General features: G+C 46.1%; 6 protein-coding genes, 21 tRNA genes, 3 rRNA genes and 1 riboswitch. Of the genes, 5 read left to right on the forward strand and 25 right to left on the reverse strand.

Translation table 11 applies throughout. The features are described 5' to 3' along the window. Positions 1 to 3 precede the first annotated feature (3 nt). The 3 genes from NSQ11_RS14150 (at position 4) to NSQ11_RS14160 (ending at position 2,358) form a co-directional block, all read left to right on the forward strand. On the forward strand, positions 4 to 942 hold the full coding sequence (locus tag NSQ11_RS14150) for a 1,4-dihydroxy-2-naphthoate polyprenyltransferase (RefSeq protein WP_048003421.1): 939 nt from the start codon (positions 4 to 6) through the stop codon (positions 940 to 942). Positions 943 to 1,059: 117 nt separating this feature from the next. Then, positions 1,060 to 1,794, forward strand: a complete 735-nt coding sequence (locus tag NSQ11_RS14155; protein WP_060832581.1) for a TraR/DksA C4-type zinc finger protein — start codon at positions 1,060 to 1,062, stop codon at positions 1,792 to 1,794. An 87-nt stretch (positions 1,795 to 1,881) separates the two neighbouring features. Then, the gene (locus tag NSQ11_RS14160) at positions 1,882 to 2,358 is read left to right on the forward strand and encodes a tryptophan-rich sensory protein (protein ID WP_148780156.1); all 477 of its coding nucleotides are present in this window, start codon (positions 1,882 to 1,884) and stop codon (positions 2,356 to 2,358) included. A gap of 76 nt (positions 2,359 to 2,434) precedes the next feature. Here the strand turns inward: NSQ11_RS14160 and NSQ11_RS14165 are convergent. The 24 genes from NSQ11_RS14165 to NSQ11_RS14280 all read right to left on the reverse strand — a co-directional run bounded on the left by NSQ11_RS14165 (position 2,435) and on the right by NSQ11_RS14280 (position 9,765). Further along, a tRNA-Glu gene (locus NSQ11_RS14165) sits at positions 2,435 to 2,506 on the reverse strand. Between the two features lie 7 nt (positions 2,507 to 2,513). Further along, positions 2,514 to 2,604: transfer RNA gene (locus tag NSQ11_RS14170), tRNA-Ser, on the reverse strand. 3 nt (positions 2,605 to 2,607) lie between these two features. Then, positions 2,608 to 2,682 (reverse strand) — tRNA-Asn (locus NSQ11_RS14175). A gap of 6 nt (positions 2,683 to 2,688) precedes the next feature. Further along, a tRNA-Ile gene (locus tag NSQ11_RS14180) sits at positions 2,689 to 2,765 on the reverse strand. A gap of 16 nt (positions 2,766 to 2,781) precedes the next feature. Then, positions 2,782 to 2,855, reverse strand: a tRNA-Gly gene (locus NSQ11_RS14185). Between the two features lie 11 nt (positions 2,856 to 2,866). Continuing rightward, positions 2,867 to 2,942, reverse strand: a tRNA-His gene (locus tag NSQ11_RS14190). Positions 2,943 to 2,966: 24 nt separating this feature from the next. After that, positions 2,967 to 3,039: transfer RNA gene (locus tag NSQ11_RS14195), tRNA-Phe, on the reverse strand. Positions 3,040 to 3,055: 16 nt separating this feature from the next. Continuing rightward, positions 3,056 to 3,132, reverse strand: a tRNA-Asp gene (locus NSQ11_RS14200). 15 nt (positions 3,133 to 3,147) lie between these two features. Next, positions 3,148 to 3,224, reverse strand: a tRNA-Met gene (locus NSQ11_RS14205). 22 nt (positions 3,225 to 3,246) lie between these two features. Then, positions 3,247 to 3,339 (reverse strand) — tRNA-Ser (locus NSQ11_RS14210). A gap of 7 nt (positions 3,340 to 3,346) precedes the next feature. Then, positions 3,347 to 3,423: transfer RNA gene (locus NSQ11_RS14215), tRNA-Ile, on the reverse strand. Between the two features lie 4 nt (positions 3,424 to 3,427). Next, positions 3,428 to 3,501: transfer RNA gene (locus NSQ11_RS14220), tRNA-Met, on the reverse strand. Positions 3,502 to 3,527: 26 nt separating this feature from the next. Then, positions 3,528 to 3,600, reverse strand: a tRNA-Ala gene (locus NSQ11_RS14225). An 8-nt stretch (positions 3,601 to 3,608) separates the two neighbouring features. Then, positions 3,609 to 3,685, reverse strand: a tRNA-Pro gene (locus NSQ11_RS14230). A 7-nt stretch (positions 3,686 to 3,692) separates the two neighbouring features. Beyond that, positions 3,693 to 3,769: transfer RNA gene (locus NSQ11_RS14235), tRNA-Arg, on the reverse strand. Positions 3,770 to 3,780: 11 nt separating this feature from the next. Then, positions 3,781 to 3,866 (reverse strand) — tRNA-Leu (locus NSQ11_RS14240). 12 nt (positions 3,867 to 3,878) lie between these two features. Next, positions 3,879 to 3,950: transfer RNA gene (locus NSQ11_RS14245), tRNA-Gly, on the reverse strand. A gap of 30 nt (positions 3,951 to 3,980) precedes the next feature. Further along, positions 3,981 to 4,063: transfer RNA gene (locus tag NSQ11_RS14250), tRNA-Leu, on the reverse strand. 7 nt (positions 4,064 to 4,070) lie between these two features. Further along, a tRNA-Lys gene (locus NSQ11_RS14255) sits at positions 4,071 to 4,146 on the reverse strand. A 37-nt stretch (positions 4,147 to 4,183) separates the two neighbouring features. Then, a tRNA-Thr gene (locus NSQ11_RS14260) sits at positions 4,184 to 4,259 on the reverse strand. Positions 4,260 to 4,292: 33 nt separating this feature from the next. After that, positions 4,293 to 4,368 (reverse strand) — tRNA-Val (locus NSQ11_RS14265). A gap of 558 nt (positions 4,369 to 4,926) precedes the next feature. Next, a 5S ribosomal RNA gene (gene rrf, locus NSQ11_RS14270) occupies positions 4,927 to 5,042 on the reverse strand. A 61-nt stretch (positions 5,043 to 5,103) separates the two neighbouring features. Continuing rightward, positions 5,104 to 8,034 (reverse strand): 23S ribosomal RNA (locus NSQ11_RS14275). 182 nt (positions 8,035 to 8,216) lie between these two features. Next, a 16S ribosomal RNA gene (locus NSQ11_RS14280) occupies positions 8,217 to 9,765 on the reverse strand. Together the 16S, 23S and 5S rRNA genes form the textbook arrangement of a ribosomal RNA operon. A 436-nt stretch (positions 9,766 to 10,201) precedes the next feature. Beyond that, a riboswitch (TPP riboswitch) is annotated at positions 10,202 to 10,304 on the forward strand. Between the two features lie 96 nt (positions 10,305 to 10,400). Here NSQ11_RS14280 and thiT point away from each other — a divergent pair. After that, complete coding sequence (gene thiT, locus NSQ11_RS14285; protein WP_007500615.1) at positions 10,401 to 10,976, forward strand: energy-coupled thiamine transporter ThiT; 576 nt, start codon at positions 10,401 to 10,403, stop codon at positions 10,974 to 10,976. Between the two features lie 240 nt (positions 10,977 to 11,216). Here the strand turns inward: thiT and NSQ11_RS14290 are convergent, their stop codons facing one another. Beyond that, positions 11,217 to 11,771 carry a GNAT family N-acetyltransferase gene (locus NSQ11_RS14290; RefSeq protein ID WP_035701109.1) on the reverse strand — a complete coding sequence of 185 codons (555 nt, stop codon included), beginning with the start codon at positions 11,769 to 11,771 and terminating at the stop codon, positions 11,217 to 11,219. Positions 11,772 to 11,940: 169 nt separating this feature from the next. Here NSQ11_RS14290 and NSQ11_RS14295 point away from each other — a divergent pair, with 169 nt between their 5' ends. Beyond that, positions 11,941 to 12,579, forward strand: a complete 639-nt coding sequence (locus NSQ11_RS14295) for a DUF1232 domain-containing protein (protein WP_035701111.1) — start codon at positions 11,941 to 11,943, stop codon at positions 12,577 to 12,579. Positions 12,580 to 12,582 lie beyond the last annotated feature (3 nt).

The following is a 12,582-nucleotide window of genomic DNA, read 5'->3' on the forward strand; positions in this document are numbered from 1 at the left end:
TTTATGCAGCATCAATCGATATCAGATCAGCTTTCACCAATTAAGCCTGATAAGAACTGGCGGATTTGGTGGAATTTACTACGACCGCATACATTAACAGCGGCATTTATTCCCGTTACTTTAGGAACTGTCCTAGCACTTCCGAGTGGTCAAATACATGTTGGGCTATTTTTAGCTATGCTATTTGCATCGATGTTTATCCAAATTGCAACGAACATGTTTAATGAGTACTTTGATTATGTTCGCGGATTGGACAATGAGAAATCTGTCGGTATCGGCGGAGCGATCGTGAGAAACGGTGTAAAACCAAAAACAGTTTTAGGCCTCGCTTATGCCTTATTCGCGCTTTCTTTATTACTTGGGATCTATATTTGCATGATGTCTAGCTGGTGGATTGCACTCATAGGACTAATTTGTATGGCAGCAGGCTATTTTTATACCGGTGGCCCTGTACCAATTGCTTATACACCATTTGGAGAACTTGTATCAGGTGCTTTTATGGGACTAGGCATCATTTTAATTAGTTTCTATATCCAAACAGCAACATTGACATCAAAAGCTGTGCTCATTTCATTACCTATCTCTATTTTAGTTGGTGCCATCTTACTGTCGAACAATATCCGTGATTTAGACGGAGATAAAGAGAATGGACGAAAGACACTTGCTATCCTAGCTGGACGTAAAGCGGCCGTCAACATCCTACTTTCCATGTTTGTGATCTCATATGTACTCATTTTTGTTTATATCTTTATGGATATCGTGGGTCTTTGGAGTCTTCTTGTCTTACTCAGTGTGCCAAAAGCTTATACAGCCATTAAAGAATTTAAGCAAAAAGAAAAACCAATTGAATTAATGAATGCCATGAAGTCGACAGCACAAACCAATACGTTTTTTGGTTTCCTGTTAACGATCGCATTGATCTTACAATATTATCTCGCATAACACGAAACGCCTGCAGCCGCAGGCGTTTTTTATTGAAGAATTGCTTCAAATTGGCACAAGTCTTACATAAAAATTTGCTCATACTAACAATATGTTTGATATGAAAGGGTGATCGCTTTGTTGTCTAAAAACGAATTACATCAGTTGAAGCAGCGACTTCTCGATGAAAAACAAGAAATTGAAGCCAAAAGCCATGACGATGAACAGAAAGTATCATTTCCTTATGATTCAGTGGGCGAACTGTCGGCCTATGATAACCACCCTGGCGACCAAGGGACAGAACTATTCGAACGCGGAAAGGACATTGCCTTAAACAGTTTGGAACATGAGCATCTGTCCGATATCAATGAAGCACTCCAAGCAATGGCAGACGGCTCTTATGGTTTGTGTAAAGTGTGTAAAGCCCCTATTCCTAAAGAACGCTTAGAAGCCCTTCCCACCGCCGTCACATGCACAGAGCATTCAAAAGAGCAGACCGTTTCACAAAACCGTCCCATTGAAGAGGACTTATTAAGTCCGCCCTCAGGTCAATTTGAAAATGAAGAAAGTGCTGCATATGATGGAGAAGATGCCTACCAAGACGTAGAACGCTATGGGAACTCTGATACCCCATCCGATATGGAATTTCCTCCATTGACATACGATGATGTGTATACACAATCAGAAGATGAAGATTATGTGGAAGACTATGAAGGGTTTGCAGCTGCTGATATTGAAGGAAAAGCAAGCAAGGTCTATCCAAATAAAGCACACGAAGCTTATGAAGAAGCATTAGATGAAGAAGGCGTCATGACAGTGTTTGGTGACTTGAAGCCTTACGAAGAAGATCCTTATACTAAAAAAAATCATTAGTCCCCACATATTGGGGGCTTGATGTTTATATCATGTAATAATTGGGAAATACGTTGAAGAGTGAATTGATTGGGAGGAGATTTCTGGATGGCTAAAAAAAGTATCATTTGGGCGGTTATCGTCTTCTTTATTACATACGCATTATTTTCTATTGCAGGGTTCCTGTTCCCTATCGACAGAGAATGGTATGACGCACTAAATAAACCTGAATGGACACCTAGTGGTGGTGTCATCGGTGCGGTCTGGGCTGTCTTATTCGCCCTCATTTCGTTATCTGCCGCCATCATTTATGCAAAGTATGGTTTTCAAAAAATCACATTACCATTTTGGATTCTGTTTCTTTTAAATTATGTATTCAATCAAGCCTTTAGCTTTTTTCAATTTACACAAAAAGATCTATTTGCAGCTACGATCGACTGCCTGCTTGTAGCACTGACAGCACTCTCACTTGTCATCGTCTCACGTAAACTAAGCAAAGTTGTCCCAATTTTATTGATTCCTTATGTTTTATGGGGATTCTTTGCGACATACTTGTCTTATACGATCTATTCCATGAATATGTAAAAAAAGACCGCTATGATGGCGGTCTTTCATTTTGCAGAAAATAAAAAAGAGATCTTTATTAGACCTCTTTAAAAAATGACCCGTACGGGATTCGAACCCGTGTTACCGCCGTGAAAGGGCGGTGTCTTAACCGCTTGACCAACGGGCCAGAAAAATGGCGGAGAAGGAGGGATTTGAACCCTCGCGCCGCTTGCGCGACCTACACCCTTAGCAGGGGCGCCTCTTCAGCCACTTGAGTACTTCTCCATTTGGCTCCGCAGGTAGGATTCGAACCTACGACCGATCGGTTAACAGCCGATAGCTCTACCACTGAGCTACTGCGGAAAGTCATGGTGGGCCTGAGTGGACTCGAACCACCGACCTCACGCTTATCAGGCGTGCGCTCTAACCAGCTGAGCTACAGGCCCATGAACGATATGCAAATGGAGCGGGTGATGGGAATCGAACCCACGACATCAGCTTGGAAGGCTGAGGTTTTACCACTAAACTACACCCGCAAAAATATGTATGGGGCGATTGATGGGAATCGAACCCACGAGTGCCAGAGCCACAATCTGGTGCGTTAACCACTTCGCCACAACCGCCATACTGATATTTATTTGTAAAAGTGGCTCGGGACGGAATCGAACCGCCGACACACGGATTTTCAGTCCGTTGCTCTACCAACTGAGCTACCGAGCCATGTATTCATTTAAAATGGCGGTCCGGACGGGACTCGAACCCGCGACCTCCTGCGTGACAGGCAGGCATTCTAACCAACTGAACTACCGGACCAATAGAGAAAAAATTTGGTTGCGGGGGCAGGATTTGAACCTGCGACCTTCGGGTTATGAGCCCGACGAGCTACCGAACTGCTCCACCCCGCGATGATATCATTTTTTAAAAATATGGCGGAGGAAGAGGGATTCGAACCCCCGCGGGCTTTGACACCCCTGTCGGTTTTCAAGACCGATCCCTTCAGCCGGACTTGGGTATTCCTCCGTATAGATGGTGGACCTTGTAGGACTCGAACCTACGACCGGACGGTTATGAGCCGTCTGCTCTAACCAACTGAGCTAAAGGTCCTTTATAGCGGCGGAGGGGATCGAACCCCCGACCTCACGGGTATGAACCGTACGCTCTAGCCAGCTGAGCTACACCGCCATGATATAAAATAATCTTTTAAAAAGTGGAGCCTAGCGGGATCGAACCGCTGACCTCCTGCGTGCAAGGCAGGCGCTCTCCCAGCTGAGCTAAGGCCCCATAAAAGATGGTCGGGAAGACAGGATTCGAACCTGCGACCCCTTGGTCCCAAACCAAGTGCTCTACCAAGCTGAGCTACTTCCCGATCTTAATGGCGCGCCCGAGAGGAGTCGAACCCCTAACCTTTTGATCCGTAGTCAAACGCTCTATCCAATTGAGCTACGGGCGCTTATTTTATAATGCCGAGGGCCGGACTTGAACCGGCACGGTAGTCACCTACCGCAGGATTTTAAGTCCTGTGTGTCTGCCAATTCCACCACCCCGGCGTGGATGGTATAAGCGGAAGACGGGATTCGAACCCGCGACCCCCACCTTGGCAAGGTGGTGTTCTACCACTGAACTACTTCCGCATTACAGGATTTCTTTATGTTGTTTGGCAATGCGGGTGAAGGGACTTGAACCCCCACGTCATAAAGACACTAGATCCTAAGTCTAGCGCGTCTGCCAATTCCGCCACACCCGCATGAAAATGGTGAGCCATGAAGGACTCGAACCTTCGACCCTCTGATTAAAAGTCAGATGCTCTACCAACTGAGCTAATGGCTCGCTTTTAAAGCGACTTGTCTATCTTACCATATGAAAGTGGTGCCGGCAAGAGGACTTGAACCCCCAACCTACTGATTACAAGTCAGTTGCTCTACCAGTTGAGCTACACCGGCTTTATCTATCCTAACATTATGTAAGAATAAATATGGTGGAGGATGACGGGCTCGAACCGCCGACCCTCTGCTTGTAAGGCAGATGCTCTCCCAGCTGAGCTAATCCTCCACTATGTAGGAATCTCTCGATCCGACAAAGATTATTATATACAGGTTTTACTCATTTGTAAAGGCTATATTAAAAAAATTTTATTTCATTTTTCATGACGTATTTCTTTTAACAGATGATGTTGATGTTACCAGTCAAAACAGCTTCAATTCAGCGATTAACAGCTGTATTTCTCTTCTCTATATTCTCTTTAAAAACGAGTAAATCCTTTAAAAATATCAGCAGCCTTTCAATTTTTATACTTTAATGATATAGATATTTCTTCATTTTAACTGTTAAACGCAATGAATGTTTTGATTTCAATAAAATAGCCTGATACAACTCCATTTAAATGAATGAATTTGTATCCAGCATCTATACACCTGCTATTCTTTCTCTCTATTACTTTTCTCCATACTTAAAAGTGAACATGCTTCACAGACTTTCACGTTGATTTAGAGCATTTCCACGCTTATAGTGAATTAAAACAACCTGATTTATACCACATATGAATCAAGGTGATCTTCTTTCAAACAGCACAAAAAAGACCAGTTCCGACTGGAACTGGTCCTTTGAAAAGCTTGGCGGCGTCCTACTCTCACAGGGGGAAACCCCCAACTACCATCGGCGCTGAAGAGCTTAACTTCCGTGTTCGGTATGGGAACGGGTGTGACCTCTTCGCTATCGCCACCAAACCTGATGGAGAGAATGTTCTCTCAAAACTAGATAACAACGTTCATTTTTCACATTAGAATATAGGTTAAGTCCTCGATCTATTAGTATCTGTCAGCTCCACGTGTCACCACGCTTCCACCTCAGACCTATCAACCTGATCATCTTTCAGGGATCTTACTTCCTTGCGGAATGGGAAATCTCATCTTGAGGGGGGCTTCATGCTTAGATGCTTTCAGCACTTATCCCGTCCGCACATAGCTACCCAGCGATGCCCTTGGCAGAACAACTGGTACACCAGCGGTGCGTCCATCCCGGTCCTCTCGTACTAAGGACAGCTCCTCTCAAATTTCCTGCGCCCGCGACGGATAGGGACCGAACTGTCTCACGACGTTCTGAACCCAGCTCGCGTACCGCTTTAATGGGCGAACAGCCCAACCCTTGGGACCGACTACAGCCCCAGGATGCGATGAGCCGACATCGAGGTGCCAAACCTCCCCGTCGATGTGGACTCTTGGGGGAGATAAGCCTGTTATCCCCGGGGTAGCTTTTATCCGTTGAGCGATGGCCCTTCCATGCGGAACCACCGGATCACTAAGCCCGACTTTCGTCCCTGCTCGACTTGTAGGTCTCGCAGTCAAGCTCCCTTGTGCCTTTACACTCTGCGAATGATTTCCAACCATTCTGAGGGAACCTTTGGGCGCCTCCGTTACATTTTAGGAGGCGACCGCCCCAGTCAAACTGCCCACCTGACACTGTCTCCCTGCCCGATAAGGGCAGCGGGTTAGAAGGTCAATACAGCCAGGGTAGTATCCCACCGATGCCTCCACCGAAGCTAGCGCTCCGGTTTCCAAGGCTCCTACCTATCCTGTACAAGCTGTACCAACATTCAATATCAGGCTGCAGTAAAGCTCCACGGGGTCTTTCCGTCCTGTCGCGGGTAACCTGCATCTTCACAGGTACTATAATTTCACCGAGTCTCTCGTTGAGACAGTGCCCAGATCGTTGCGCCTTTCGTGCGGGTCGGAACTTACCCGACAAGGAATTTCGCTACCTTAGGACCGTTATAGTTACGGCCGCCGTTTACTGGGGCTTCAATTCGCACCTTCGCTTACGCTAAGCGCTCCTCTTAACCTTCCAGCACCGGGCAGGCGTCAGCCCCTATACTTCGCCTTACGGCTTCGCAGAGACCTGTGTTTTTGCTAAACAGTCGCCTGGGCCTATTCACTGCGGCTTCTCGGGGCTTTAACACCCTAAGAAGCACCCCTTCTCCCGAAGTTACGGGGTCATTTTGCCGAGTTCCTTAACGAGAGTTCTCTCGATCACCTTAGGATTCTCTCCTCGCCTACCTGTGTCGGTTTGCGGTACGGGCACCTCTCACCTCGCTAGAGGCTTTTCTTGGCAGTGTGGAATCAGGAACTTCGCTACTAAATTTCGCTCGCCATCACAGCTCAGCCTTCACGGGAAACGGATTTGCCTATTTCCCAGCCTAACTGCTTGGACGCGGATATCCAATACCGCGCTTACCCTATCCTCCTGCGTCCCCCCATTGCTCAAATGGTGAGGAGGTGGTACAGGAATATCAACCTGTTGTCCATCGCCTACGCCTTTCGGCCTCGGCTTAGGTCCCGACTAACCCTGAGCGGACGAGCCTTCCTCAGGAAACCTTAGGCATTCGGTGGACGGGATTCTCACCCGTCTTTCGCTACTCATACCGGCATTCTCACTTCTAAGCGCTCCACCAGTCCTTCCGGTCTGACTTCACTGCACTTAGAACGCTCTCCTACCACTGTTCGTAAGAACAGTCCGCAGCTTCGGTGATACGTTTAGCCCCGGTACATTTTCGGCGCAGAGTCACTCGACCAGTGAGCTATTACGCACTCTTTAAATGGTGGCTGCTTCTAAGCCAACATCCTGGTTGTCTAAGCAACTCCACATCCTTTTCCACTTAACGTATACTTTGGGACCTTAGCTGGCGGTCTGGGCTGTTTCCCTTTCGACTACGGATCTTATCACTCGCAGTCTGACTCCCAAGGATAAGTCATCGGCATTCGGAGTTTGACTGAATTCGGTAACCCGGTAGGGGCCCCTAGTCCAATCAGTGCTCTACCTCCGAGACTCTTACCTTGAGGCTAGCCCTAAAGCTATTTCGGAGAGAACCAGCTATCTCCAGGTTCGATTGGCATTTCACCCCTACCCACACCTCATCCCCGCACTTTTCAACGTGCGTGGGTTCGGGCCTCCATTCAGTGTTACCTGAACTTCACCCTGGACATGGGTAGATCACCTGGTTTCGGGTCTACGACCACGTACTCATGCGCCCTATTCAGACTCGCTTTCGCTGCGGCTCCGCATCTTCTGCTTAACCTTGCACGGGATCGTAACTCGCCGGTTCATTCTACAAAAGGCACGCCATCACCCGTTAACGGGCTCTGACTACTTGTAGGCACACGGTTTCAGGATCTATTTCACTCCCCTTCCGGGGTGCTTTTCACCTTTCCCTCACGGTACTGGTTCACTATCGGTCACTAGGGAGTATTTAGCCTTGGGAGATGGTCCTCCCGGATTCCGACGGAATTTCACGTGTTCCGCCGTACTCAGGATCCACTCTGGAGAGAACAACATTTCAGTTACAGGGCTGTTACCTTCTTTGGCGGGCCTTTCCAGACCTCTTCGCTTATATCGTTCCTTTGTAACTCCGTATAGAGTGTCCTACAACCCCAAGAGGCAAGCCTCTTGGTTTGGGCTGTTCCCGTTTCGCTCGCCGCTACTCAGGGAATCGCATTTGCTTTCTCTTCCTCCGGGTACTTAGATGTTTCAGTTCCCCGGGTATGCCTTCTCATACTCTATGTATTCAAGTATGGATACTACTCCATTACGAGCAGTGGGTTTCCCCATTCGGAAATCTCCGGATCAAAGCTTGCTTACAGCTCCCCGAAGCATATCGGTGTTCGTCCCGTCCTTCATCGGCTCCTAGTGCCAAGGCATCCACCGTGCGCCCTTTCTAACTTAACCATTTCTTACTTTAGAAAGAATCACTATGTGTGATGAACTTTGCATTGCATTCAATGTGAATGTATTACTTATTGTTATCTAGTTTTCAAAGAACAATCCTGTCTCGCTAGAGACATGTTTGAAGGAATGATCCTTCAAAACTAAACAAGACGAAAAACGTACGCTGCTCCATATATCCTTAGAAAGGAGGTGATCCAGCCGCACCTTCCGATACGGCTACCTTGTTACGACTTCACCCCAATCATCTGCCCCACCTTCGGCGGCTGGCTCCATAAAGGTTACCTCACCGACTTCGGGTGTTGCAAACTCTCGTGGTGTGACGGGCGGTGTGTACAAGGCCCGGGAACGTATTCACCGCGGCATGCTGATCCGCGATTACTAGCGATTCCAGCTTCACGCAGTCGAGTTGCAGACTGCGATCCGAACTGAGAACAGATTTGTGGGATTGGCTAAACCTTGCGGTCTCGCAGCCCTTTGTTCTGTCCATTGTAGCACGTGTGTAGCCCAGGTCATAAGGGGCATGATGATTTGACGTCATCCCCACCTTCCTCCGGTTTGTCACCGGCAGTCACCTTAGAGTGCCCAACTGAATGCTGGCAACTAAGATCAAGGGTTGCGCTCGTTGCGGGACTTAACCCAACATCTCACGACACGAGCTGACGACAACCATGCACCACCTGTCACTCTGTCCCCGAAGGGAAAGCCCTATCTCTAGGGTTGTCAGAGGATGTCAAGACCTGGTAAGGTTCTTCGCGTTGCTTCGAATTAAACCACATGCTCCACCGCTTGTGCGGGCCCCCGTCAATTCCTTTGAGTTTCAGTCTTGCGACCGTACTCCCCAGGCGGAGTGCTTAATGCGTTAGCTGCAGCACTAAGGGGCGGAAACCCCCTAACACTTAGCACTCATCGTTTACGGCGTGGACTACCAGGGTATCTAATCCTGTTCGCTCCCCACGCTTTCGCTCCTCAGCGTCAGTTACAGACCAGAGAGTCGCCTTCGCCACTGGTGTTCCTCCACATCTCTACGCATTTCACCGCTACACGTGGAATTCCACTCTCCTCTTCTGCACTCAAGTTTCCCAGTTTCCAATGACCCTCCCCGGTTGAGCCGGGGGCTTTCACATCAGACTTAAGAAACCGCCTGCGAGCCCTTTACGCCCAATAATTCCGGACAACGCTTGCCACCTACGTATTACCGCGGCTGCTGGCACGTAGTTAGCCGTGGCTTTCTGGTTAGGTACCGTCAAGGTGCAAGCAGTTACTCTTGCACTTGTTCTTCCCTAACAACAGAGCTTTACGATCCGAAAACCTTCATCACTCACGCGGCGTTGCTCCGTCAGACTTTCGTCCATTGCGGAAGATTCCCTACTGCTGCCTCCCGTAGGAGTCTGGGCCGTGTCTCAGTCCCAGTGTGGCCGATCACCCTCTCAGGTCGGCTACGCATCGTCGCCTTGGTGAGCCGTTACCTCACCAACTAGCTAATGCGCCGCGGGTCCATCTGTAAGTGACAGCCGAAACCGTCTTTCATCCTTGAACCATGCGGTTCAAGGAACTATCCGGTATTAGCTCCGGTTTCCCGGAGTTATCCCAGTCTTACAGGCAGGTTACCCACGTGTTACTCACCCGTCCGCCGCTAACATCCGGGAGCAAGCTCCCTTCTGTCCGCTCGACTTGCATGTATTAGGCACGCCGCCAGCGTTCGTCCTGAGCCAGGATCAAACTCTCCGAGGTATGCAGGATGCATATCACACATGCGTTGCTACACGATGTAGCGAACTTAGCATGTGATCATTTCCTGCCTCGTCAGTCTGACTGACTACCTATGATGTATCATAGGATTTTTTTATAAAAACTCGAATTAACAGGTACGTTTTGTCTTGTTTAGTTTTCAAAGATCATCTTCGTTATCGCTCAGAAGCGACTTTATTAATATAACATTCTATCAAGATGAAGTCAACAACTTTTTTCTTGAATGTTATTTCTCAACCGCACTGTTTCAGCGGCGAATACAAATATAACACCTTTTAAAAGAAGAAACAAGTATTTTTTCTAAATAATTTATTTTTCCTGATCTCTTCCTATATATTCGTACAAAAAGGGCTTAACTCCATAATTCACTATTGTTGATCCTGTAGGTCTTTAGTATATTTATAATAGATTGAAATTTAATAACCGCAGGGGGAGCCTCGTGCTGAGAGTGAACAATTCGTTGTTCTGACCCTTTGAACCTGTCAGTTAATACTGAAGTAGGAATGTGGAATCACTTGCATACATGCATGTATGCAAGCCGATATGTTTTTCTATGAATCACATACTCATCCTGACATGGTCTCTCCTTGCACAATTCGTGAAAAGGGGATTTTTTTATGCAGCAATCAAATCAATTAGTACGACTGATGGAGATCGCCATCATGACTTCTCTTGCACTTGTTTTAGATTATTTATCAGGTCTCTTTTTAAGAATGCCAAACGGCGGGTCAATTGCACTGATCATGATTCCTGTCATTCTCATGTCCATTAGATGGGGCGTGTCTGCTGGATTTATCATCGGTGTGTTAATCGCAGGACTGCAGCTGATGAACAATCCTATTATTGCTACACCTGTACAAGGATTTCTAGATTACTTTGTCGCATCTGTTGTGATTTGTTTAAGCGGGCTATTCTCAGGATCAATTAAAAAAGCCATTCAGGATAAAAAGCGAAAGAAACAATTCTTCTATATTATCCTAGCTGTATTTGTCGCCAGTTTCTTCAGACTGCTGACGTTCTTTATTTCAGGTGTAGTCTTCTTTTCTCATTATGCACCAAAAGGAACACCAGGTTGGGTGTATTCATTAGTTTATAACAGCACATATATGATTCCTTCATTTATCATTTGTAGTATTGTTCTTTGTTTACTCATCCCTAGTGCGTCTCGTTTGGTTTTTCCTCGACAAAAATAACCCAGCTGTTTCAGCGGGTTATTTTTTTATGCATAATTTGCTGCTCTATTGAATCTATTAATAGTAGAAGATTTCATGCTGGAGGTACGACAATGAATCCTTACTCCATTATGCTGTGCTGTTACATCCTCAGTCTCGCCTACTTTTTGGCCAGTTTCTATGAGGCATTAAAAATAGCAGGTGTGAAAGGGAAAGTAGAGGCTTCTCCTTTTATATCTTATATTTTACTCGCCACCCTTTTTACTTTTTTCTCTCATTATTACTGGAAGCTGACGATATAATCTGTTGAACATGAGCACTTAGTACAGATAGTTCCCATCCATACCCTATTTCTTCATGGTTCTCACCAGCCAGCTCGAACTGGCTGGTGACGGCAAAACTAGGTTGAAGTTTTTGATAAAATTGCTTCGCTGAATTTTGCTCAAATACCCAGAGCAGCATATTCTGATAGCCTTTCTCTATTAAATAATCCACACCTTTTGCAATCAAAGCCATACCCGCTCCTGATTTCTGTTTTCTCTGCAACAAATAGATGGCATAAAGCTCACCATCATATTTTGAATATCTCTCATCACGCTGTTTTCCGAAGGAAGCAAAACCAAATACTCCGTCAGCATCCTCTGCGACAAACGTGCCTTCAAGCGACCTGCTTCTCCAGCTCTCTTCCCGCTCCCCTACATTCAAAGCATCTAAATACTCTTGTGAAATAATGCCGTGATAAGTCGTTTGCCAGCTCTTCACATGAATTTCGGCAATTTTAGGAATATCATTATGTACTGCATGTCTAACCTTCATCTGCACACCCCTTTTAGCCATTTCTTACTCTATGTTTCATATGATAAGTTTCTATTTTATAAAATTCAATCCCTAATGGATATTCGTTGACATTTTGTCAACACCCCTATATATTGGGTACGACTTCTTTTATTGAAGAGTTGAACTTTATGAAAAGGGGAAAGAAGAGATGGAATTTAAAACAACTGAGCTTCGGCAGTTTTTAAAAGAACAACTGCAAATACGTTCTCTTTCATTAAGAGAACTCAGTACACAAACAGAAATTGATAAAGCCACACTGTCTAGAATCATGAACGGAAAAAGAAAACCGACTTTGAACCATTTACAGCGGCTTTCAGATGCTCTACACATTTCTTTAGATCATCTATTGGCCACGGCTGGATTTTCAATTAAAAACGAAAGAGTTCACGGTAATACGTTCATTCAAGCCGTAGAAGAGATTGAGCGAACGCTGAAAGATCATGATGTCTATGACGGGACGTTCAGCGAGAATGAATTGAAACAGAAGTTAAATGAATATGAGACCTATAGTCAATCAGAAGAGGGAAAAGAAACGATCTCAGCAAAGTTTGAAAAAAAGATAGATACGATAAGTGGTGTTGGGCCATTTCTTGATCAATTGAAAAGCATGTACAGCTCGTTCATGAGCGGACGGGGGACGTCTCGAGAATTGATGTTGATGGGAGGCGCATTACTTTACTTCATTATGCCCGTTGATTTAATACCAGATTATATTTTTCCGATCGGCTATATTGATGACGCTGCAGCGGTGCAGGTCGTATTAAACCAGCTGACAAATAGGTCATAGCAG

The organism is Bacillus sp. FSL W7-1582, assembly GCF_038593325.1.
Classification (GTDB): domain Bacteria; phylum Bacillota; class Bacilli; order Bacillales; family Bacillaceae; genus Bacillus; species Bacillus altitudinis.

Bases quoted from the DNA above. Each gene is read 5' to 3' on its own strand.
- NSQ11_RS14150 (WP_048003421.1), top strand. From the start codon at position 4: ATGCAGCATCAATCGATATCAGATCAGCTTTCACCAATTAAGCCTGAT.
- NSQ11_RS14160 (WP_148780156.1), top strand. From the start codon at position 1,882: ATGGCTAAAAAAAGTATCATTTGGGCGGTTATCGTCTTCTTTATTACA.
- thiT (WP_007500615.1), top strand. From the start codon at position 10,401: ATGCAGCAATCAAATCAATTAGTACGACTGATGGAGATCGCCATCATG.
- NSQ11_RS14290 (WP_035701109.1), bottom strand. From the start codon at position 11,771: ATGAAGGTTAGACATGCAGTACATAATGATATTCCTAAAATTGCCGAA.
- NSQ11_RS14295 (WP_035701111.1), top strand. From the start codon at position 11,941: ATGGAATTTAAAACAACTGAGCTTCGGCAGTTTTTAAAAGAACAACTG.